The organism is uncultured Amnibacterium sp., from assembly GCF_964245895.1.
Taxonomy (GTDB): Bacteria; Actinomycetota; Actinomycetes; order Actinomycetales; family Microbacteriaceae; genus Amnibacterium.
In genome coordinates this window covers 14,433-33,936 of the sequence record NZ_CAXTOQ010000018.1, presented here as the reverse complement: position 1 = coordinate 33,936, position 19,504 = coordinate 14,433, and the positions used below count along the sequence as shown (strand labels likewise).

25 protein-coding genes are annotated in these 19,504 nt (G+C 74.6%); 12 read left to right on the top strand and 13 right to left on the bottom strand.

The annotated features are described in order from the left end of the window. Nucleotides 1–267, top strand: a 267-nt coding sequence (locus tag ACFE60_RS04655; RefSeq protein ID WP_375387673.1) for an ABC transporter permease subunit, incomplete at its 5' end; no start/stop codon positions are given. Further along, nucleotides 264–1,001 (top strand): amino acid ABC transporter ATP-binding protein, encoded by a 738-nt coding sequence (locus ACFE60_RS04650; protein ID WP_375387672.1) that lies wholly within the window; start codon nucleotides 264–266, stop codon nucleotides 999–1,001. The genes ACFE60_RS04655 and ACFE60_RS04650, both read left to right, overlap by 4 nt. Nucleotides 1,002–1,195: 194 nt before the next feature. Here ACFE60_RS04650 and ACFE60_RS04645 read toward each other — a convergent pair whose 3' ends face one another. From ACFE60_RS04645 to ACFE60_RS04630, 4 genes are all read right to left on the bottom strand, one after another. Next, a complete protein-coding gene (locus tag ACFE60_RS04645) occupies nucleotides 1,196–1,498 on the bottom strand; it encodes a thioredoxin family protein (RefSeq protein ID WP_375387671.1) in 303 nt (100 codons plus the stop codon). A 9-nt stretch (nucleotides 1,499–1,507) separates the two neighbouring features. Further along, nucleotides 1,508–1,993, bottom strand: a complete 486-nt coding sequence (locus ACFE60_RS04640; RefSeq protein WP_375387670.1) for a DUF2306 domain-containing protein — start codon at nucleotides 1,991–1,993, stop codon at nucleotides 1,508–1,510. Between the two features lie 150 nt (nucleotides 1,994–2,143). Further along, nucleotides 2,144–3,202, bottom strand: a complete 1,059-nt coding sequence (locus ACFE60_RS04635; protein ID WP_375387669.1) for a winged helix DNA-binding domain-containing protein — start codon at nucleotides 3,200–3,202, stop codon at nucleotides 2,144–2,146. 4 nt (nucleotides 3,203–3,206) lie between these two features. Next, the gene (locus ACFE60_RS04630; RefSeq protein ID WP_375387668.1) at nucleotides 3,207–3,605 is read right to left on the bottom strand and encodes a hypothetical protein; all 399 of its coding nucleotides are present in this window, start codon (nucleotides 3,603–3,605) and stop codon (nucleotides 3,207–3,209) included. Nucleotides 3,606–3,692: 87 nt separating this feature from the next. On the opposite strand from ACFE60_RS04630, the gene ACFE60_RS04625 reads away from it, so the two are divergent. Beyond that, a complete protein-coding gene (locus ACFE60_RS04625; RefSeq protein ID WP_375387667.1) occupies nucleotides 3,693–4,139 on the top strand; it encodes a MarR family winged helix-turn-helix transcriptional regulator in 447 nt (148 codons plus the stop codon). A gap of 13 nt (nucleotides 4,140–4,152) precedes the next feature. On the opposite strand, the gene ACFE60_RS04620 is transcribed toward ACFE60_RS04625, so the two are convergent. Next, entirely contained in the window at nucleotides 4,153–4,500 is a 348-nt protein-coding gene (locus tag ACFE60_RS04620) for an iron chaperone (protein WP_375387666.1), read from the bottom strand. Between the two features lie 98 nt (nucleotides 4,501–4,598). Between ACFE60_RS04620 and ACFE60_RS04615 the strand changes: the two genes are divergently transcribed. The 3 genes from ACFE60_RS04615 (at nucleotide 4,599) to ACFE60_RS04605 (ending at nucleotide 7,017) form a co-directional block, all read left to right on the top strand. Beyond that, a complete protein-coding gene (locus tag ACFE60_RS04615) occupies nucleotides 4,599–5,774 on the top strand; it encodes an LLM class flavin-dependent oxidoreductase (RefSeq protein ID WP_375387665.1) in 1,176 nt (391 codons plus the stop codon). Next, on the top strand, nucleotides 5,771–6,214 hold the full coding sequence (locus ACFE60_RS04610; protein ID WP_375387664.1) for a MarR family winged helix-turn-helix transcriptional regulator: 444 nt from the start codon (nucleotides 5,771–5,773) through the stop codon (nucleotides 6,212–6,214). Before ACFE60_RS04615 ends, ACFE60_RS04610 begins: the two co-directional genes overlap by 4 nt. Nucleotides 6,215–6,285: 71 nt before the next feature. Beyond that, nucleotides 6,286–7,017, top strand: coding sequence for a CE1759 family FMN reductase (locus tag ACFE60_RS04605; RefSeq protein WP_375387663.1), 732 nt, complete (start codon nucleotides 6,286–6,288; stop codon nucleotides 7,015–7,017). A 7-nt stretch (nucleotides 7,018–7,024) separates the two neighbouring features. Here ACFE60_RS04605 and ACFE60_RS04600 read toward each other — a convergent pair whose 3' ends face one another. Beyond that, nucleotides 7,025–7,402 carry a VOC family protein gene (locus tag ACFE60_RS04600; RefSeq protein WP_375387662.1) on the bottom strand — a complete coding sequence of 126 codons (378 nt, stop codon included), beginning with the start codon at nucleotides 7,400–7,402 and terminating at the stop codon, nucleotides 7,025–7,027. Between the two features lie 171 nt (nucleotides 7,403–7,573). Here ACFE60_RS04600 and ACFE60_RS04595 point away from each other — a divergent pair, with 171 nt between their 5' ends. Further along, on the top strand, nucleotides 7,574–8,962 hold the full coding sequence (locus ACFE60_RS04595) for a protein kinase (protein WP_375387661.1): 1,389 nt from the start codon (nucleotides 7,574–7,576) through the stop codon (nucleotides 8,960–8,962). Between the two features lie 9 nt (nucleotides 8,963–8,971). Here the strand turns inward: ACFE60_RS04595 and ACFE60_RS04590 are convergent, their stop codons facing one another. Genes ACFE60_RS04590 through ACFE60_RS04580 form a run of 3 tightly spaced genes read right to left on the bottom strand, consistent with a single transcriptional unit; the run spans nucleotide 8,972 to nucleotide 11,681 of the window. Continuing rightward, nucleotides 8,972–9,913, bottom strand: a complete 942-nt coding sequence (locus ACFE60_RS04590) for a D-alanine--D-alanine ligase (RefSeq protein WP_375387660.1) — start codon at nucleotides 9,911–9,913, stop codon at nucleotides 8,972–8,974. Next, nucleotides 9,910–11,043 (bottom strand): alanine racemase, encoded by a 1,134-nt coding sequence (gene alr, locus ACFE60_RS04585; RefSeq protein WP_375387659.1) that lies wholly within the window; start codon nucleotides 11,041–11,043, stop codon nucleotides 9,910–9,912. Before alr ends, ACFE60_RS04590 begins: the two co-directional genes overlap by 4 nt. Then, entirely contained in the window at nucleotides 11,040–11,681 is a 642-nt protein-coding gene (locus ACFE60_RS04580; RefSeq protein ID WP_375387658.1) for a M15 family metallopeptidase, read from the bottom strand. The genes alr and ACFE60_RS04580 overlap by 4 nt, the downstream gene beginning before the upstream one ends. Before the next feature lie 146 nt (nucleotides 11,682–11,827). On the opposite strand from ACFE60_RS04580, the gene ACFE60_RS04575 reads away from it, so the two are divergent. Continuing rightward, a complete protein-coding gene (locus ACFE60_RS04575) occupies nucleotides 11,828–12,469 on the top strand; it encodes an NAD(P)-dependent oxidoreductase (RefSeq protein ID WP_375387657.1) in 642 nt (213 codons plus the stop codon). Nucleotides 12,470–12,620: 151 nt separating this feature from the next. On the opposite strand, the gene ACFE60_RS04570 is transcribed toward ACFE60_RS04575, so the two are convergent. After that, complete coding sequence (locus ACFE60_RS04570) at nucleotides 12,621–13,151, bottom strand: CoA-binding protein (protein WP_375387674.1); 531 nt, start codon at nucleotides 13,149–13,151, stop codon at nucleotides 12,621–12,623. A gap of 67 nt (nucleotides 13,152–13,218) precedes the next feature. Between ACFE60_RS04570 and ACFE60_RS04565 the strand changes: the two genes are divergently transcribed. The 3 genes from ACFE60_RS04565 to ACFE60_RS04555 all read left to right on the top strand — a co-directional run bounded on the left by ACFE60_RS04565 (nucleotide 13,219) and on the right by ACFE60_RS04555 (nucleotide 15,904). After that, nucleotides 13,219–13,902, top strand: coding sequence for an SDR family oxidoreductase (locus ACFE60_RS04565; RefSeq protein ID WP_375387656.1), 684 nt, complete (start codon nucleotides 13,219–13,221; stop codon nucleotides 13,900–13,902). Nucleotides 13,903–14,040: 138 nt separating this feature from the next. Continuing rightward, on the top strand, nucleotides 14,041–14,874 hold the full coding sequence (locus ACFE60_RS04560) for a VOC family protein (RefSeq protein ID WP_375387655.1): 834 nt from the start codon (nucleotides 14,041–14,043) through the stop codon (nucleotides 14,872–14,874). Nucleotides 14,875–15,091: 217 nt separating this feature from the next. Then, nucleotides 15,092–15,904, top strand: a complete 813-nt coding sequence (locus ACFE60_RS04555) for an SDR family NAD(P)-dependent oxidoreductase (RefSeq protein ID WP_375387654.1) — start codon at nucleotides 15,092–15,094, stop codon at nucleotides 15,902–15,904. On the opposite strand, the gene ACFE60_RS04550 is transcribed toward ACFE60_RS04555, so the two are convergent. Together ACFE60_RS04550 and ACFE60_RS04545 are read right to left on the bottom strand one after the other, a co-directional pair. Beyond that, nucleotides 15,882–16,379, bottom strand: a complete 498-nt coding sequence (locus ACFE60_RS04550) for a GNAT family N-acetyltransferase (RefSeq protein WP_375387653.1) — start codon at nucleotides 16,377–16,379, stop codon at nucleotides 15,882–15,884. The genes ACFE60_RS04555 and ACFE60_RS04550 overlap by 23 nt on opposite strands. Nucleotides 16,380–16,401: 22 nt before the next feature. Further along, nucleotides 16,402–17,451: an aldo/keto reductase gene (locus ACFE60_RS04545; protein ID WP_375387652.1), complete on the bottom strand. Its 1,050-nt coding sequence runs from the start codon at nucleotides 17,449–17,451 to the stop codon at nucleotides 16,402–16,404. Nucleotides 17,452–17,511: 60 nt separating this feature from the next. Between ACFE60_RS04545 and ACFE60_RS04540 the strand changes: the two genes are divergently transcribed. Then, nucleotides 17,512–18,111, top strand: coding sequence for a GNAT family N-acetyltransferase (locus ACFE60_RS04540; RefSeq protein ID WP_375387651.1), 600 nt, complete (start codon nucleotides 17,512–17,514; stop codon nucleotides 18,109–18,111). A 41-nt stretch (nucleotides 18,112–18,152) separates the two neighbouring features. On the opposite strand, the gene ACFE60_RS04535 is transcribed toward ACFE60_RS04540, so the two are convergent. Beyond that, nucleotides 18,153–19,502, bottom strand: a complete 1,350-nt coding sequence (locus ACFE60_RS04535) for a family 1 glycosylhydrolase (RefSeq protein WP_375387650.1) — start codon at nucleotides 19,500–19,502, stop codon at nucleotides 18,153–18,155. Between the last annotated feature and the right edge of the window lie 2 nt (nucleotides 19,503–19,504).

The window sequence follows — 19,504 nt, the reverse complement described above, 5'->3', positions numbered from 1 at the left end:
GTGGTGCTGCCGCAGGGCGTGCGGCGGGTCGTGCCGGCGCTGATGAACGACTTCGTGTCGATGCAGAAGGACGTCGGGCTGATCTCGATCCTCGGCGTGGTCGACGCGATCAGCGCTGCGAACATCCAGAAGGCGATCTCGTACAACTACACCGCGTTCGTGATCGCGGGGCTGCTCTTCATCCTGCTGAGCCTGCCGTTCGTGCAGCTGACCAACCACCTCGAGCGCCGCGCTCTCGCGCGGCAGCAGCAGGGGAGCGTCGTATGAGCGCCGTGCTGCGCACCGAGGGGCTGGTCAAGGCGTTCGGCGACCGCGTCGTGCTCGACGGCGTCGACGTGGAGGTCGGGGAGCACGAGGTCGTCGTGCTGATCGGCGCGTCCGGCTCCGGCAAGTCGACGCTGCTGCGCACGATCAACCTGCTGGAGCCGATCGACGACGGCCGCATCTGGCTGACCGGCGAGGACATCAGCGATCCGCGCGTCGACGCCGATCGCGTCCGCGGCCGCATCGGCGTGGTGTTCCAGCAGTTCAACCTGTTCCCGCACCTGTCGGTGCTCGACAACGTGACCATCGCGGCGCGGCGCGTGCACCGCACCCCGAAGGCGGAGGCGGAGGAGACCGGCCGCCGGCTGCTCGAGCGCGTCGGGCTGGCGGACTTCGCGCGGTCGTTCCCGGACCGGCTCTCCGGCGGCCAGCAGCAGCGCGTCGCGATCGTGCGCGCCATCGCGACGAACCCCGAGCTGCTGCTGCTCGACGAGATCACGAGCGCCCTCGACCCGCAGCTGGTCGGCGAGGTGCTGGACCTGGTCGCGGAGCTGAAGGCGCAGGGCTCAACGATCCTGATGACGACCCACGAGATGCACTTCGCGGAGCACGCGGCCGACCGCGTCGTGTTCCTGAAGGACGGCCGCATCGTCGAGCAGGGCCCTCCCGCCCAGGTGCTGCGCGACCCGCAGCATCAGGACACCCGCGCCTTCCTCTCCCGCCTCCGCGACCGCTGACGCCTCCGCGCGACGACTCGAGCGCGACAGCAGGAAGACCGGAGCACGACGGCAGGAAGAGTTTACGTCGGCAGGAAGAATCCGCCGAGTTCTTCCTGCCGAAGCGGATTCTTCCTGCTTAAGTGCTCGGACCCGGTTCCGCCGGTTTCGGAGTCGTCCTGCTGATGGCGTTCTGACCTGCCGAAGCCCTCGGCTCAGTGCAGGTGGCGATCCAGCAGCGCGAGCACCTGATCGGGGGAGGGGATGCCGGCGGCCCGGGCCAGCTCGGCGCCCGCGCGGTCGGTGAGCAGGGTCGTCGGGGTCGCGACGACGCCGCGCCGCTCCGCCTCCTCCGGGCCGGTCGCGACATTCACCTCGCGCAGGGCGACGCGGTCGCCGACGAGGCCGATGACGTCCTCGAGCACGCGGCGCGTGCGGGCGCAGGCGCCGCAGAAGCTCGCGCTGTAGAGCGTCACGGTCACCTCGGCCACGACGGCTGCAGCGTCCGGCGCGGCCACCGCATTCCCTCAGGCGGGGCGCCTGCGGACCCGGCGCGCGGCGACGGACAGCAGCGCGATGCAGGTGAGGGCCGTCGCCGCGATCGCCGCCGTGAGCAGCGTCATGCCGAGCCAGTCGGCCTGGAACCATCTCGGCACCAGCCGGACCGGCACGGCCACGACGCCGATCAGGGCGCCGATCATGCCCGCGTAGGTGGAGATCATCGAGATCGCGTGGGTGGTCCGGTCGCCGCGGCGGATGGCGACGACGGCGACCACGAGGCTGACCGCGGTCACGACGCTCAGGATGTGGATCCAGGAGAACCCGCCGGGCCGGATCTCGCGGATCCAGAACGAGGACACCGCCACGAAGAGCATCAGCACCACCCAGACGCGGCCGTTCCAGCGGTGGAGGCGGTCGCCGAAGCGGCGCCGCGCCAGCTGCACCGCGCCGAGCACCACCGCGAGCGTCGCCGCGGTCGCGTGACTCGCGACGAGGAGCGTCCAACCGATCATGCCTCCAGCGTCCGGCCGCGGCGGGCCGTGCGCATCGTCCGACCGGCCGACCCGCACCTGGTCCTCCCGGTCGAGGCCCCGCGACACCCTTCGCCTTCCAGGAGTTCTGGCCCGGCGGGGCACGCCAGAGCTCCTGGAAGACGAAGCGCGTCAGACGGCTTCGAGCACGGGCTCCTTCGCGGGCAGGCCGAGGTAGGCGACGACCGCCTCCGCATCCGCGAGGAGCGCCTGCTCGGTCCGCCTCGGCAGCCGCGCGAACGGGGCGATGCGCACCCGGCCCCCGGCGATGCGCCACAGCGCGACCGCGCGGCCCGCGTCGAACGCCCACGAGCGGAAGATCCCGCCGACGACCACGTTGCCCTCGTGCGCGCCGAGCACCGGATCCCGCGACACCCAGCCGTGCAGGATCGGGTCGAAGTTGCCGAGCAGGCGGGTCGGGAGGGGCTCCGCCGGCGCCCGCTCGGCGAGATCGAGCAGACCGTCTCCCAGGTCCACGGTCTCGTCCGCGATCGCGGCGAGCCCGGCCCGCACGTCGCGCAGCGGCAGCTTCGCCCACATGGCGAGGTCGCGGTCGGTCGCCGGCCCGTGGCCCGCGAGGTACCGGCGCGCGAGGGTCGCGAGCGCCTCCTCCCGCGGCAGGGGAGGAGGCGCGGCGCCGAGCCAGTCCTCGGCGAGCACCATGCAGTGCTCGCCGTCGCGCACCGGTCCGCGGATCAGCCGGTGCTGCAGCGTCGCCGCGAGCAGCACGTGGACGAGCGCCTGCCCCGTCGTCGGCACGCCCGCACCCTCGAGGGCGACGCGCAGCTCGTCACGGGTGCGCGGGCCGTGCTCGGAGACCTCGTCGTGCACGACCGCGACGCCGCGCTCGGCGAGCGGCGGCGGGACCCCCTCCTGCCCGAGCCGGCGGACCGAGTCCTTCGCCAGCTGCGGCGTCGTCAGGTCGTGCAGCCACCAGAAGTCCGCCGCCTCGACCAGGTGCAGCGTCCCGCGGTTCAGCCACGACACGACGAGCGAGCGCGAGCCGGTGAGCGCCGCCTCGACCTCGGCCGCGGTTCCGCCCGACGTCCGCGCCCGGACCGCGAGCCGGAACCCGCGCGGGTCCTGGCCCTGCACCGCGAGGACCCGGCGCACCGCCTCCTCCGCTGTGGCCGCGGGCGCGCCCGACAGCAGCTGCGCCGTGCAGCGCGCGGCGACCGCGGAGGCGGGCACGGCGTCAGTCGATCAGGACGGCCCAGCCGTCGAGCACGCTGCCGTCCTGGTCGAGGCCGTACGCGGCCAGCCGCCGCACCCACTCCGTGAGCCCGGCCTGCGTGACCGAGACGTCGGAGGTGGTGCCGCGGATCGTCCAGTCGTCCAGCTCGCCCTGCGGCTCGCTCAGGGTGGCCGCGTAGCCGAGGTCGTCGCGGACGCCCTCGACCAGCTGCGTCGCGACCTCCTCGGTCGGCGCGGAGAACGCGAACTCGATCAGCGCGTTCGCGGCGACGCCGTTCTCGGCGATCGTCGTCCAGTCGTCGCTGTTCATCGTCGCCAGCTCGTCGACGATCTCCGCGAGCTGCGCCGCATCGACGTCGTCCGAGACCTCGGGAACCGTGTCCTCGATCGGGGTCGCCACGGCTCCATCCTGGTCCACCCCGCCGACCGGGCCGCTGCACAGGCGGGTCGGCAGCCTAGGCTGCGCACCCATGACGGACACCCGCCCATGACGGACTCCCGCGCGGCCGATGACCTGGCCGCGACCGCGGCGCGCGAGGTGCACGTCGCGGTGGGGCGGCTTCACCGCCGCCTGCGCCTGGTCGCCAACGCAGGCGGGCTGTCCCCCTCCCAGTCGTCCGTGCTCGCCCGCCTAGCGAAGGGGGAGGCGGACACGGCGGCCGAGCTCGCCGCCATGGACGGGATCCGGCCGCAGTCGATGGCCGCGACCGTCGCCTCCCTCGAGCGGGACGGCCTGATCGCCCGGTCCGCGGATCCGGAGGACGGCCGCCGGTCGATCCTGCGGATGACGCCGGAGGGGGACGCGCTGTTCTCGGGCCGCCGGGCGGCGCGGCAGGAGTGGCTGGCGACGACCCTGCGCGAGCGCCTGGACGACCGCGAGCTGGCGCGGGTGCTCGAGGCGGCCGCGCTGCTGCAGCGCCTGACCGAGCGCTGACCGCGGGCGGGCGTCAGGCGGGCCGGATCTCCGCGATCCGGAGGCGGACGAGCCGCCGCACCACCTCGTCCGGCACCGGCCGGTCGGGGAGGAAGCGGATGACGCCCTTCGACGCCGCGAACCCGTCGAGGTCGCCCCGGACCGCCTCGATCGCCGGCGGCGAGAACGGGACCAGCGACAGGTGCTTCGCCTGGCGGGAGACGCCGATCAGGGCCTTGCCGTCCACGAGCAGGGCGGGCAGGCCGTAGGAGACGCCTTCGGACGCGTCCGGCACCTCCGCCCGCGCGATCGCCGCGACGCGGTCCAGCGCGGCGCGCGCCTCCTCCGGCCAGCCGGCGGTCGTCGTGCCGAAGTCGCTCACGCGCCCATCGTGCCCGCCGGGAATATTGCGCGGTGGATCGAGTTGTATGCAGGTGCATGGATCTCGGGCAGGGTGCCCGGGCAGGGAGCGTGGTTCTGATGCAGTTCGGTGTCTTCTCGGTCGGCGACGTGACGCGTGACCCGGTGGCGGATCGCACGCCCAGCGAGGCGGAGCGGATCCAGGCCGTGCTCGCCATCGCGAAGAAGACGGAGGAGGTCGGCCTCGACGTCTTCGCGTTCGGCGAGCACCACAACCCGCCCTTCATGTCCTCGTCCCCCACCACCCTGCTCGCCGCCGTCGCGGCGCAGACGGAGCGCCTCCTCGTCTCCACCTCCACGACGCTGATCACCACGAACGACCCGGTGCGCCTCGCCGAGGAGTACGCGATGCTGCAGCACGTCTCGGGCGGCCGCATGGACCTGATGCTCGGCCGCGGCAACACCGCGCCCGTGTACCCGTGGTTCGGGCAGGACATCCGGCAGGGCCTGCCGCTCGCGCTCGAGCACTACAACCTCCTCCACCGGCTGTGGCGGGAGGACGTCGTCGACTGGCAGGGCCGCTACCGCTCCCCGCTGTCCGGCTTCACCTCCACGCCGCGCCCGCTCGACGACGTGCCCCCGTTCGTCTGGCACGGCTCGATCCGCACCCCGGAGATCGCCGAGCAGGCCGCGTTCTACGGCGACGGCTTCTTCGCGAACCACATCTTCTGGCCGTCGGAGCACTCCAAGCGGCTGATCGACTTCTACCGCACGCGCTTCACGCACCACGGGCACGGCACCCCTGAGCAGGCGATCGTCGGGCTCGGCGGCCAGGCCTTCATCGGCAGGACCTCGCAGGAGGCGCGCGCCGCCTTCCGGCCGTACTTCGACGAGGCGCCGGTGTACGGCAACGGCCCGCGGATGGAGGACTTCGCCGAGCAGACCCCGCTCAGCGTCGGCAGCGTGCAGGAGGTCATCGACAAGACCCTGACGTTCCGCGAGACCTTCGGCGACTACCAGCGCCAGCTGTTCCTCGTCGACCACGCGGGCCTGCCGCTCGGCATGGTGCTCGACCAGCTGGAGCTGCTCGGCGGCGAGGTCGTGCCCGTCCTGCGGCGCGAGCTGGCGGCGCTGCGCGCCCCCGGCGTCGCGGACGCGCCCACGCACGCCTCCCTGGTCGCCGCGAAGTACGGCGACGCGCCCGCGCGCCAGCCGCGCCCCACCGCCAACCGGGGCGACAACGTGACCGGCGGCTCGCCCTACCAGGACACCGCCAGGGCCGGCGCGGCGGCATGAGCACGACGGAGGCCCGCGACGTGCGGCTCGCCAACGAGTCGTGGGAGGCGCTGCTCGGGGCGCAGGCGTCGGTGATGCGCGGCTTCGCGGCCGAGCGGATGTGGGACGAGGTCGCGCTCACCGAGTACGACGTGCTCTACGCGCTGAAGAAGGCCGGCTGCGCGCTGCGCCAGAGCGAGCTGACGAAGCGCGTCCTGCTGAGCCAGCCCGCGCTGTCCCGGCTGCTCGACCGCCTCGAGCAGCGCGGCCTCGTGGGACGGGCGACCGACCCCGACGACCGCCGCGGCGTGCTCATCACCCTCACCGACGCCGGTGCCGAGGCGCAGCAGCGCGTCGGCGCCCGGCACGCCCGCAGCGTGGAGGCGCGGCTGCGCTGCCTCACGCCCGACCAGCAGCGGCAGCTGCGCGACCTCTGCGCGCTGCTCACCGCCACCGACTGACCCGACCCCTTCCGTTGTGTAGGTCTGGCCGACCTGCAGAACGAAGAACCACCACCGAAGGAAGCAGAACCATGCAGCTCGTCACCGTCTCCGGCGGCACCAGCGACCCCTCGTCCACCCGGATGCTGGCCGACCGCATCACCGCCCGGGTGCTCGAACGCGCCACCCTCCCCACGCACTCGGCCGTCACACCGCTTCGCGGCGCGCCGGAACCGGCGCGTGTGGGCCCAGAGGGCGTGGAGGTGCGCACCTCGGTCGTCGAGCTGCGCCCGCTCGCCGCGGACCTCGCCTCCGCGCAGGTCACCGGCTTCGCGCCGCCCGCCGTGGCCGCCGCGATCGCGACCCTCGCGGAGGCGGACGCCCTGATCGTCGCGACGCCCGTCTACAAGGCCGGCGTCAGCGGCCTCGTGAAGTCGTTCTTCGACGTCGTCGACCAGGACCTGCTGATCGCCGTGCCGACGGTGCTCGCTGCGACGGCCGGCAGCTCGCGCCACGCGCTCGTCGCCGACGAGCAGCTGCGCTCCCTGTTCGCCTACCTCCGCACCCTCACCACGCCGACGAGCGTCTTCGCGGCGCAGGAGGACTGGGGCACGACGGGCCTCGCCGACCGAGTCGACCGGGCCGCGCACGAGCTCGTCGTGCTGGTCGCGGCGGGCGTGAAGTCCGCGATGCGCGACGCCGGCACGCACTACCACCGGGTGTTCGGCGGCGTCGCGGAGGCGGACGAGATCGAGTTCGACACCGACCTGATGCGGCTCGCCGCCGGCGGCGCCGACCCGGTCGAGCAGAGCGGCCGCCCCTGAGGCGGCGTCAGCGCGCGAGCTCCCACACGTTGCCTGCGGGGTCGCGGAAGCTCACCGTGCGCGGCCCCCACGGCCGGTCCATCGGGCCGTTCAGCAGCGCGACACCGGCCGCCTGCAGCTGCGCGGCGGCGCCGTCGACGTCGTCCACCTGCACCGTGTACACGGCGCGCACGCCGTCGCCCGAACCGATCGGCGCCGGGTCGATCAGCGTCGGCGCCGCGGTGGAGCGGAGCAGGTTGACCATCGTCGCGCCGACCCGGAACACGGCGGAGTCCGCGTCCTCGAACGCGACCTCCTGCCCGAAGGCGCGGGCGTAGAACGCCTTCGTCTCCTCCAGGTCCTCGACGACGAGCGTGATGGCGAAGAGCCCTGCGGAGACGTCCATCCCCCCATCGTGCCGCCGAAGCACCGGCCGGTTCCATGGGAGCTGCGCGGGAGACCATCGGGCGGGCGGTGCATCGGCGGCATAATCGACGTGTCGCCGTCGACGGGGACCGCGATGTGGTCCCGCGCGGCTCGGCGGAGCCGTCGGCGAGCAGCACGGGGGTGGATCGGCATGGGACGCGACCTGGCGGCGCAGCCGGCCACGGGCGCGCTCGAGATCGTCTCCGGCCGCTACCAGGTGGGCCGGGAGATCGGCCGCGGCGGCAAGGCGCGCGTGTTCCTCGCCCGCGACCGCCTGCTGCGCCGGGAGGTCGCCGTCAAGGTGTTCCGCGCGCGGGCCGCTGATCCGGAGGAGGTGCGCGTCCAGGAGGCCGAGGCGAAGCTCGTCGCCTCCCTGAACCACTTCGCGCTCACCACGCTCTACGACGCGGGCGTGGACACCAGCGACCCGGAGCGGCCGCGGATCTACCTCGTCATGGAGCACGTCGCCGGGGGCGACCTGCGGGAGCGGCTGCGCAGCGGGGCGCTGTCGTCGGTGCAGGCGGCCTACCTGGGCTTCGACCTCGCGCAGGGCCTCGAGTACCTGCACGAGGCGGGCTTCCTGCACCGCGACATCAAGCCCGCGAACGTCCTGCTGACGACGAGGGGGCAGGACCCTCGCCTCCGCGGGAAGCTCGCGGACTTCGGCATCTCCTCCCTCATCGGCGCGGCGGCCTCCGCGGGCATGGACTCCGTCACGGGGACGGCCGCGTACCTCAGCCCCGAGCAGGCCGACGGGGAGGACGCGGGGCCGGAGTCGGACGTGTACTCGCTCGGGCTCGTCCTGCTCGAGGCGCTCACCGGTCGCATCGCGTTCCCCGGGGACGTCGCCACCTCCGCGCTCGCCCGCCTCGACCGGGACCCGGAGGTCCCCGACTGCGTGCCCGAGCCGCTCGCCGGCCTGCTGCGGCGGATGACCCGCCGGCACCGGCACGAGCGCGCGGGCCTGGCGGAGGTGCGGGCCGCGCTGCAGGACTACGTGGTCGACCACCTGATGGAGCAGCGCGTGCCCCTCGGCGCTCCGCCCACCCCGGAGGCCGCCCGCCTGGCGGCCGTGCACCGCTTCGACATCCTCGACAGCCCGGCGGAGGACGCGTTCGACGACGTGACCGAGCTGCTCGCGCGCAGCCTCAGGCTGCCGGTGGCGCTCGTCGCGGTCGTGGACGAGGACCGGGTGTGGTTCAAGTCGCACCGCGGGGTGCCGGTCCCCGAGCTGCCGCGCTCGGTGTTCCGCGACTTCGCGGCCCCCGCCGGCTCGGCGGGCAGGACGATCGAGGACCTCCGCGAGGTGCCCGCGATGCGGGACCACCCGTTCGTCGCAGGGGAGCCCTTCGTCCGCGGCGCGATCGCCGCGAACCTGGAGACCCACGACGGGCAGGTCATCGGGACCGTGCTCGCGTGCGACGTCGTGCCCCGCCGGTTCGACGCCGAGGAGATCGCGACGGTCGAGGCGTGCGCGCGGATCGTGATGCGCGAGCTGGAGCTGCGGCTCGCCAGCCGTCGCGCGCTGTTCCCGCGCTGACGGGCCGGATCAGCCCCGCTGCGCCACCGCGACCAGCTCGTCGACGAGCGCCGGCAGGTCCAGGCCGCCCGCACGGCACATCCGCGGGAACCCGGACTGCGGCGTCATCCCGGGCATCGTGTTCACCTCGTTCAGCAGGAACCCGTCCGCGGTGACGAAGAAGTCGAACCGGGACAGGCCCCGGCAGCCGAGCGCCCGGAAGAGCCGGGCGGCGGCGGCGCGGAGCGCGACCTCGGTCGCCTCGTCCACCTCGGCCGGGAAGCGGACGACGGCGGTCCCGTCGTACTTCTGCGAGGTGTCGAAGACGTCGCCCGCCTGCACCGCGTACTCGATCGGCGGCGGCACGGCGAGGGATCCGTCCCGCCGCTCGACCACGGCCAGCTGCACCTCCCGCCCGCGGACGTAGTGCTCGATCAGCACCGCCTCGCCCACGGCGCGGGCGGCGGCGACGGCGGCGGGGAGGTCGGCGGGGTCGGTCACGACGGCGACGCCGACGCTCGAGCCGGCGGCGGTCGGCTTCACGACGGCGGGCAGCGCGACCTGCGGCACAGGCTCGCCCGGCAGGAGGAGCAGGCCGGGCGCGACCCGGATGCCGAGCGCGGCGGCGACGGCCTTCGTCGCGTGCTTGTCCATCGCGATCGCGCCGGCGATCAGCGGGCTGCCGACCACGGGCAGGCCGGCGAGATCCGCGACGGCCGCGATCGCGCCGTCTTCCCCGGGAGCGCCGTGCAGCACCGGGAACACGACGTCGCAGGAGGCGAGCAGCGCGACCCCTGCGGCGAACGACGCGCGCTCGAGGCCGCCGCCGCTCCAGCCGCCGTCGCGGAGGATCGTGATCCCGACCGGCTCGTGGCCGGCGGCGTCGAGCGCGGCGACGACCGCGGCCGCGCTGCGCAGGGAGACGTCGTGCTCGGGGCTGCGCCCGCCGCCGAGCACCGCGACCCGGGTCACGAGCGGCTCGCGACGACGCGGCTCACGCGGGTGCCGATGCCGGTCACGACGTCGTGCTCGATCGTGCCGGCCCAGCGCGCCCAGTCGGCGGCGGTCGGCTCGCCGCGGTCGCCCGGCCCGAAGACCGTCGCCGGCGCGCCGAGCGCGACGCCGTGGGGCCCGGCGTCGACGACGACCTGGTCCATCGAGACCCGGCCGACCACGGCGCAGCGGCGGCCCGCGAGCTGCACGCCGGCCGCCGCGTCGATCCGCCGGGGGAGCCCGTCCGCGTAGCCGAGCGGCAGCAGCGCGAGGACCGTCGCCGAGGTCGTGCGGGCGGCGTGCCCGTAGCCCACCGGCGTGCCGGCCGCGACGCGGCGCGTGAGCACCACCGGAGCGGTCAGGGTGAGGGCGGGGCGCAGGCCCGGGCCGATGCCGACGAGGCCCGCGCCGATGCGGACCAGGTCGAACGCGGCGGCGGGGAGGCGCAGGGCGGCCTCGGTCGCGGCAAGGTGCCGGACCGCTGGCCGCAGGCCCGCAGCGGCGATCAGCCCGAGCGCCCGCCGGAACGCCGCGATGCCGGCGGCGTTGCTCGCGTCGCCCGGCTCGTCGGCGCGCGCGAGGTGCCCCATCGCGCCGACGACCTCGATCAGGCCCGCCGCCTCGGCCTCCGCGGCGGTGACGACGAGCGCGCCGAGGTCGGCGGCCGCGGCGCCGTCGCGCGCCATCCCCGTGTCGACGTGCAGATGCACCCGGGCGCGCATCCCGGCTGCGGAGCCCGCGGCGGCGACCGCGCGCAGGTGCGGCACGGAGGCGATCGCGACGTCGATCCGCAGGCGCAGCGCGGTCGCCCAATCGGCGTCCACGGGCAGCAGCCAGCAGAGCAGGGGCGCCGCGACGCCCGCGCGCCGCAGCGCGACCGACTCCGCGAGCGTCGCCGTGCCGACCCAGGTCGCGCCGGCGGCGAGGGCGGTGCGGGCGGCGGTCACGGCTCCGGCGCCGAAGCCGTCGGCCTTCACCACCGCGAGCACGGGGCTGCCGCTGACTGCGGCGGCCCGGCGCACGTTGGCCGCGATGGCGGCTCGGTCGACGACGAGCCGCGGGGCGGAACCCTGTGCGGGGGCGGCGGCCGGCAGGGCCAGGGCGCTCATCGGCCGGCCGTCGCGAGCAGCGGAGCCTCGACCGGGCCGTAGCGGGCCGCGGGCGCATGCACCGACCAGGCCCAGTAGCGGTCGCCGTGGCTCCAGTGCCACCACTCCGTCGGGTAGTTCACGAAGCCCGCGCCGGTCATCGCGGCGACGAGCAGCCGCCGCTCCTCCCGCGCGGCCGGGCCGACCGCCGCATCGGTGCAGCACGCGCCGGCGCTCTCCTCCGGCGTCGCGTCGATGCGGGTGCCCAGATCGATCTCGCCGCCGAGACGGTCGACGAGGGTCACGTCCACCGCGGCGCCGGCCACGTGCGGGGCGACCTCGATCGGGGAGACGAAGCGGCTGGTGAGGCGGCGCTGCAGGGCCGGCCCGGCGCCGGGGTGGGCCGCACGCACCTCGGCGGCGTAGCGGCGCCAGATCGCGAGCTGGTCGGCGGGCGTGCGGTGCCCCTCCACGACGCGCAGCCGGCGGCCGGGCGGCAGCAGCAGCTGCGCGACGGCGAGCCGGGCCGCGACGCCGGAGCGGACGAGCGGCCGCTCCGCGCCGGGCGCGGCGGTGTCCGCGGGCACGGGCACCAGGCGCTCGCCGGTGTCGAGCACCGGCAGCGACGTGATCTCGGGGTCGGCGAGCAGGACGGTCACGGTGCGAGCCTCCCGGGCGGCGTCGGTCGTGCGCATCGGCCGCCGGGCCGACGCCGCTCCGTCGCCCGCCCGATCCGGATCTCATCCGGAAGAAGGAGCCGCGCCCCCGCGTTGCAGGGGTGCGGATCGACGAGAAGGGGATCGACATGGCACGCATCGCGGTACTGGGCGGGACCGGGTACACGGGGGAGCACGTCGTGCGGGAGGCCGCGTCGCGCGGGCACCACGTCACGGCCTACAGCCGCTCGGCGCCCGCGGAGCCCGTCGCGGGCGTGCAGTACGTGCAGGCCTCCTTCCTGGAGGAGGGGGCGATCGCGGCCGCCGTCGCCGGCCAGGACGTCGTCGTGGAGGCGCTCTCGCCGCGCGGCGAGCTGGCCGGCCGCCTCGACGGTCTCGTCTCGGACGCCGGGAGGCTGGCCGCGGAGCAGGGCGCGCGCCTCGTCGTCGTCGGCGGCTGGAGCGCGCTCCGGATCGAGGAGGGCGGCCCTCGCGCCGTCGAGGGGGACGTGCCGGAGCAGTTCCGCCCGGAGGCGGAGGAGATGGTCCGCGCCCTCGAGTGGCTCGAGCGGGACGCTCCCGACGCCCTCGACTGGGTGTACATCAGCCCGGCGCAGGTCTACGGGGCGTTCGCCCCGGGCGAGGCCACCGGTGCCTACCGGGTGGGCGGCGACGTGGCGCTGACGGCCGAGGGCGGCCCCTCCACCCTCTCGGGTCCGGACCTCGCGCTCGCGATCGTGGACGAGATCGGCCGCCCCGGGCGCACGGGTCACATCAACGTCGCGTCCTGACCCCCGAGCACTTCAGCAGGAAGAACCGAGCACGACGGCAGGAAGAACTCGCTTCGGCAGGAAGAAGTCGGCCAGAACCTCCTGCCGAACGTGTTCCTTCCTGCTGAAGGGCTCGGGCTCGGAGGGCTCGGGCTCGGAGGGGGCGGGCGCCTCAGCGGATGGTCTTGCGCGCGGTGATCTGACCGGTGTCGAAGCCAAGCAGGTGCAGGCCGCCGTGGAAGCGGGCGTGCTCGATCTTGATGCAGCGGTCCATCACGACGGTCAGCCCAGCGGCCTCGCCGTACCGGGCGGCCTCCTCGTTCCACACGCCGAGCTGCGCCCAGACCGTCTTCGCGCCCACGGCGAGGGCGTCGTCCATCACGGACCGCAGGTCGCTCGGGCGGCGGAACACGTCGACGACGTCGGGCACCTCCGGCAGCGACGCGAGGTCCGGATAGACCTCCCGCCCGAGGATCTGCGCCGCGCGGGGGTTCACGAAGTACACGCGGTAGGGGCTGGAGGAGAGCAGGTACGTCGAGACGAAGTAGCTCGACCGCGCCGGGTTCGGGCTGGCGCCGACGATCGCGATGCTCTCGGCGTTCCGCAGGATCCGCAGCCGCTGCTTCGCGTCCGGCCCCTGCCACGTCCGGTTCTGCTGCAGCAGCTTCGCGAGCGGGCTCGACGCGGGGATGTCGCAGGTCATCCCGTTCGCGAGGGTGGCGGTCACGGTGTCGGTCACCGCCCCAGTCTGCCGCCCTACCGTTGCCGGCATGGACCGTTTCGTCGCTCTCGTCACCGGAGCCTCCCGCGGCATCGGCCGCGCCGTCGCGCAGGACCTCGGCCGCACGCACCACGTGCTCGTCGGCGGCCGGACCGCCGCGTCGGTCGCGGCGGTGGTCGCCGCGCTGCCCTCCGCGGAGCCCTTCGTCGCCGATCTGGCCGTCGACCCGGTGCCTCCGCTGCCCAGGCGCCTGGACGTGCTCGTGCACTCCGCGGGCCTTGACTCGAGCGGGCGGGTCGCCGACACCGACCGCGCGGAGTGGGACCGGGTGCTCGGCGTCAACGTGGTGGCCGTCGCCGACCTGACCCGCGCCGCGCTGCCCGCGCTCCGGGCCGCGCAGGGCCTCGTCGTGACGATCAACAGCGGCGCCGGCCTCGTGGCGGCGCCGGGCGGAGCCGTGTACGCGGCGTCGAAGTTCGCCCTCCGCGCCTTCGCCGACGCGCTGCGCGAGGAGGAGCGGACCGCCGGCGTCCGCGTCTCCTCCGTGCATCCCGGGCGCACCGACTCCGACATGCAGCGCGCGAAGGTGCAGGGCGAGGGCGGCGTCTACGACACCCGCTACTACCTCGATCCCGCCGACGTCGCCGCGGTCGTCCGCGCGGTGGTGGACCTGCCGCCCGGCGGCACCGTGGAGACCGTCTCCGTGCGCCCGACGAGGATCCTCGGCCGCTGACCCTTCTCGCGGATCCGGATCCTTCTCGCGGATCCGGACGGTTCGCGCGACACGCCGTCTCCGGAGCGCCGGAGCCCGGCGTGTCGTCCCGCCCGTCCGGATCCGCGCGCTGTCGGGGCGGAGGCCTACGGTCGCCCCGTGACCGACCTCCCGCCCCGCACCTACCCGCACGGCGTCCCGAGCTGGATCGACCTCGAGACGCGCGACGCGACGGCGATCGCGCCGTTCTACGAGGCCGTGCTCGGCTGGACGCTCACCGACGCGATGCCGCCGCAGGCGCCGGGGCACTACCTGATCGCGACGATCGACGGGCAGGACGTCGGCGCGATCGCCTCCGGCGTCGCGGCCATCGGCGCCGGCACCGCGTGGAGCACCTACCTCGCGGTCGACGACGCCGACGCGAGCGCCGCCGCGGTCGAGGCGGCCGGCGGCACGGTCACCAGCCCTCCCGCCGACACCCCGGGCGGTCGCCCCGTGGCGTGCCTCGACCGCGAGGGCGCTCCCTTCCGGCTGTGGCAGGCGGGCAGGCGGCTCGGCGCGCAGCACGTCAACGCGGCGGGAGGCTGGAACTTCAGCAACCTGCACACCGCCGACGCGCACGCCGCGTTCGCGTTCTACGCCGCGTTCCTGCCCTGGCGGTGGGACGACTCCGCCGCGGGCTTCATCCGGGTCCCCGGCTACGGCGCGCACCTGGCCGCCACGAGCGACCCGGGCATCCACGAGCGCCAGCGGTACTCGCCGCCGGGGTTCGACGACGCGATCGGCGGCTTCGAGCCGCTGCAGGCGGGCGAGCGGGCGCACTGGCAGGTGTCCTTCTCGGTGGCCGACCGGGACGCCGCCGTCGCTGCGGTGGAGGCGGCGGGCGGCACGGTCGCGTCGACCGGCGAGGACGAGTGGACGCGGCACGCGGTGGTCGTCGACCCCGCAGGGGCGCGGTTCACCCTGTCGCAGTTCGCGCCGAGGTCGTGGTGAGCGCGGCCCTGGCACGTCCAGGGATCCGGCACGCGACGCCCACGGTGCGCGCAGGGGAGCACCGCAGGCTCTGGGCATGAGCGACCCGAAGCAGGACCAGCAGGGCACGGCCGACCCGGACGACCTGCCCGACGGCACGGGACCGATCGACGACGTCGCCTCCGGCGGCGACGACGACCAGACGGAGGGCTGAGGCGGCGCGGCGCAGACTGTGCGGATGCGCACCGCTCTCGTCACCGGCACCTCCAGCGGCATCGGCCTCCACACGGCCGTCGGGCTGGCGGTGGCCGGCTTCCACGTGATCGCGACCGTGCGGGATCCGTCCCGCAGCGATGCGCTGCTCGCCGCGGCCCACGACGCCGGCGTCGAGGTGGAGGTGGTCGCGCTCGACGTCACGGACGCGGCCCGGTCGGCGGAGGTGGTGCAGCAGGCCGGCGCGATCGACGTGCTCGTCAACAACGCCGGGCGCGGCTCGGTCGCGACGCTCGAGCAGCTGACCGACGAGGACCTGCCGGCGCAGCTCGATGTGAACCTGATCGCGGTCGCACGCCTCACGCGACTGGTGCTGCCGGGGATGCGCGAGCGCGGCGCCGGCCGGATCGTGACGGTCACGAGCGTGGGCGGCGCGGTCGGCCAGCCCTTCGCCGATGCCTACTGCGCGGCGAAGTTCGCCGTGGAGGGACTGATGCAGTCGCTCGCGCCTGTCGTCGCGCCGTTCGGGGTGCAGGTGAGCGTCGTCGAGCCCGCCGCGGTCGCGAGCGCCTTCGTCGAGAACGTCGAGCGCCCGGCCGCCGGGGAGGGCGGCCCCTACGGCGCGCTGCTCGACGCGTACCTCGCGCGCACCGCGGGCGCCTTCGCCGCGGCCCAGTCGCCGGCGGAGGCCGCGGGCACCGTCATCGAGGCGGCGATCACCGACGCGCCGCGGTTCCGCTGGCAGACCTCGGCGACCGCGGTCGCGTTCGCCGGCCGCAGCCTCGCGGACCTCGACGGCTCCCGGGTGCTCGAGGTCACGCGCTCCTGGCTGGTCTGAGCCCGGCGGGAGCGCTGAGTCCGGCGGGGTCGAGTCGCATGGGCACGTGCGGGATGCCGTCCTCCAGGTACTGCTCGCCGTCGACCACGAACCCGAACCGCGCGTACCAGCCCGCCAGGTGCTCCTGCGCGTCGAGCAGGATCGGCAGCCGGGGCGCGACCTCCTGGCAGCGCTCGACCCCCAGCCGCATCAGGGCGGAGGCGACGCCGCGGCTGCGGCCCGCGACCGCGGTGGCGACCCTGCCGATCCGCATCGCCTCGGGGTCGCGGTCGTGCAGCACCCGCGCCGTGCCGAGGACGACGCCGTCCTCCTCCGCCCACAGCAGCTCCGCGCCCGGCTCGACGTCCCGCCCGTCCAGGTCGTCGTAGGCGGCCCGCTGCTCGACCACGAACACGGCGACCCGCAGCTCGAGCAGCCGGTACAGCAGGACGGGGTCGAGCTGCGCCGCCGGGGCGCGGTGGTACGCGATCGTCACCGGACGACGCTACCCGCGACGGTCAGCCCAGGTGCGGCTGCAGCAGCGCGCGGGTCGCCGGCCCGATGCGGTCGGCGGCGCCCAGCTGATGCCAGTGCGGGTAGCGCAGCGGCTCGAGCGACACCGCGTCGAGCCGCGCGAGCTCGTCCGCGGTCAGCTCCAGGTCGGCGGCGGCCAGGTTGTCCGCCAGCTGCTCCTCCGTGCGGGCGCCGACGATCACCGATGTGACGGCCGGCTTCGCGAGCGTGTACGCCAGCGCCACCCGCGCCGCGGAGACGTCGTGCGCCGCCCCGATCTCGACGAGCGCGTCGATGGTCGAGTAGAGCCGGTCCTCGTCGTGCACCGGCGGCTCGGTCCAGCCCTCGAAGCGGCGCGTGCCCTCGGGCGCGTCCTGCCCGCGTCGGTACTTGCCCGACAGCAGGCCGCCCGCGATCGGGCTCCAGACCAGGATGCCGAGGCCCTGGTCGATCGAGACCGGCACCAGCTCGCTCTCCGCGTCGCGCGCCTGCAGCGAGTAGTAGATCTGCTGGCTGACGAACCGCTCGAGCCCGCCCCGGTCGGACGTCCACAGCGCCTTCATCAGCTGCCAGCCGGTGTAGTTGGAGGCGCCGATGTAGCGGACCTTGCCGGAGCGGACGAGGTCGTCCAGCGCCTTCAGGGTCTCCTCCAACGGCGTCTGCCCGTCCCACTCGTGCACCTGGTACAGGTCGATGTGATCGGTCCGCAGCCGGCGGAGGCTCGCCTCGGCCGCCTCGACGATGTGGTGCCGGGAGAGCCCGGCGTCGTTCGGGCCGTCGCCCATCGCGCCGCGCACCTTCGTCGCGATCAGCACCTCGTCGCGGTTCCTGCCCAGGGCCTCGCCGAGGATCTCCTCGGACAGGCCGTCGGAGTACACGTCGGCGGTGTCGATCAGGTTCACGCCGGCCGCGCGCGCCAGGTCGAGCTGGCGGCGGGCGCCGTCGACGTCGATGCTGCCGACGGGCGTCGCCCAGCCGGTGCCGCCGAAGCCCATGGTCCCGAGAGTGATGGTGGAGACGCGGAGGCCGGAGGAGCCGAGCTGGCGGTACTGCATGGTCCGAGCGTAGGCAGCGGCGGATCCGCGGGACCTGCGTGCGGTCGGTACGGTCGCGGCATGACCGCCGAGGACGCCGCCGTCCCCCTGCTCGCTCCCGACTACCCGATCGAGACCGAGCGGCTGCTGCTGCGCCCGATCGACCCGGTCGGCGACGTGGACGCGATCCACGCCTACCTGTCGCGGGAGGACGTCTGCGCGTACATCCCCTTCTCGCCGATGACCAGGGAGCAGGTGGTGGAGCGGTACCGGGACCCGAAGCGCTTCAGGTCCGTGCTGACCGAGGGCGGCCAGGCGCTGGGCCTCGCCGTCGTGCTGAAGGAGACCGGCGAGCTGATCGGCGACGTGCTGCTGATGTGGAACGAGCCCGAGCATCGCGGCGCCGAGATCGGCTACGTCTTCAACCCGGCCCACCACGGGCACGGCTACGCGACCGAGGCGGCTCGCGTGCTGCTCGGGCTCGGCTTCGACGGCCTCGGCCTGCATCGGATCCACGCGCGCATCGAGGACCTGAACCCCGCATCCGGCGCCGTGCTCAGCAAGATCGGGATGCGCCAGGAGGCGGTGCTCGTCGAGAACGAGTGGTTCAAGGAGCGCTGGAGCACCGAGGTCGACTTCGCGATCCTCGACCGCGAGTGGCGAGCGCTCCAGCGCCCATGAGCGGACGGCGGCGGCGCATCGGGAGCGACGCGCGTCGTGGTTCACCCGGCGCGGCCACGCAGACCGTCCGCTCGGGTCAGCAGAGCGAGGCGCTCGAACACCGGGGCCGCGGCGGTCGCCACCCGGCGCAGCGAGCCGTCCGGCTGCTCCTCCAGCGCGAGCAGCCCCATGCGGCGGAGGAAGGCGCTCTTGCCGGCGGCCGTGTCGCCGAAGATCTCGGCGCGGGCTGAGCCGATCGCCTGACCGCTCGCCGCAGGGGAGAGCAGGAACTCCTCGACGTTGCGGCCACCTGAGGCGTAGGACCAGTCGACGAAGTCGAGCAGGGGCCACCACGTGTATCCCCGGATGTCGAACCCTGCACGGCGGAGATCGAGCACCGCCTTCGCGGAGTCGGTGAGCCAGTCGGCGCGGACCGACTCCGTGCCTTCGATGCTCGTCTCGGTGATCAGGATGGGGACGGCGAAGCGATCCGCGAACCACTGCAGCCGATCGCGCAGGCCCTCCGCCCAGCGGTTCGTCGCGATCTGCTCGACGGAGCCGGATCCGGCCACGAGCGTTCGGGGCGTCAGGTCCGGGTAGTAGTTCACCCCGAGCAGGTCGATGGACGGCGCGGCGATGCGGAAGCGGGCGAGGTCGACCGGATCGGCGCCGTGCTCGATCAGCCAGCCGTGCATCGGGTGGTCGGCGCCAACGAGTCCCAGCAGCAGCTCGGTCGGCAGGGCGGAGACCCCGCGAAGCAGCTCCGCGTGCGCCTCCAGGTCCGGAGTGGACGGCATGTAGAGCGCGGACGCCTCCACATGGACGATCACGACGTCCGGGTTCGCAGAGCGAGCGGCCGCGATCGAGCGCCGGATGCCGTCGACGATGCCGAGCGCGACCGTCGTCCAACCCGTCCAGCCGGAGAGCGCCGGCGGCCAGACGCCGCGCAACCCGCAGAACGACGCGGTGGTGATCGGCTCGTTCAGCGGTGTCAGGTGATCGACGAGCCCGCGGTAGCGGGCCGCGAAGGCACCGGTGAACTCGGCGATCGAGTCGGGGTAGCGGGGGTCCGCGAACGATCCGTCGAGCCAGGTCGGCGTGCCGTAGTGCACCAGATCCGCGATCACCGTCAGCCCGAGGTCGCCGGCGGCGTACCCGAGGCGCTCGTCGAGCACCGACCAGTCGAACACCCCGGGCGCGACGTGCACGAGCGGCCAGGAGACGCCGTAGCGGACGGCCGTGGCACCGAGCTCCTGCGCGGTCGCGAGGTCCTCGCGCCACCGCAGGGTGTGCTCGGTCAGGTCGAACTCGTCGAGCGGTGCCATGTCGAACCGCGCGGGCGGGTACACGCAGGTGTCCTCGATGCCGAGCAGCCAGGTCATCGAGCCGGGGGCGAACGCGTCCGTCGCCACGG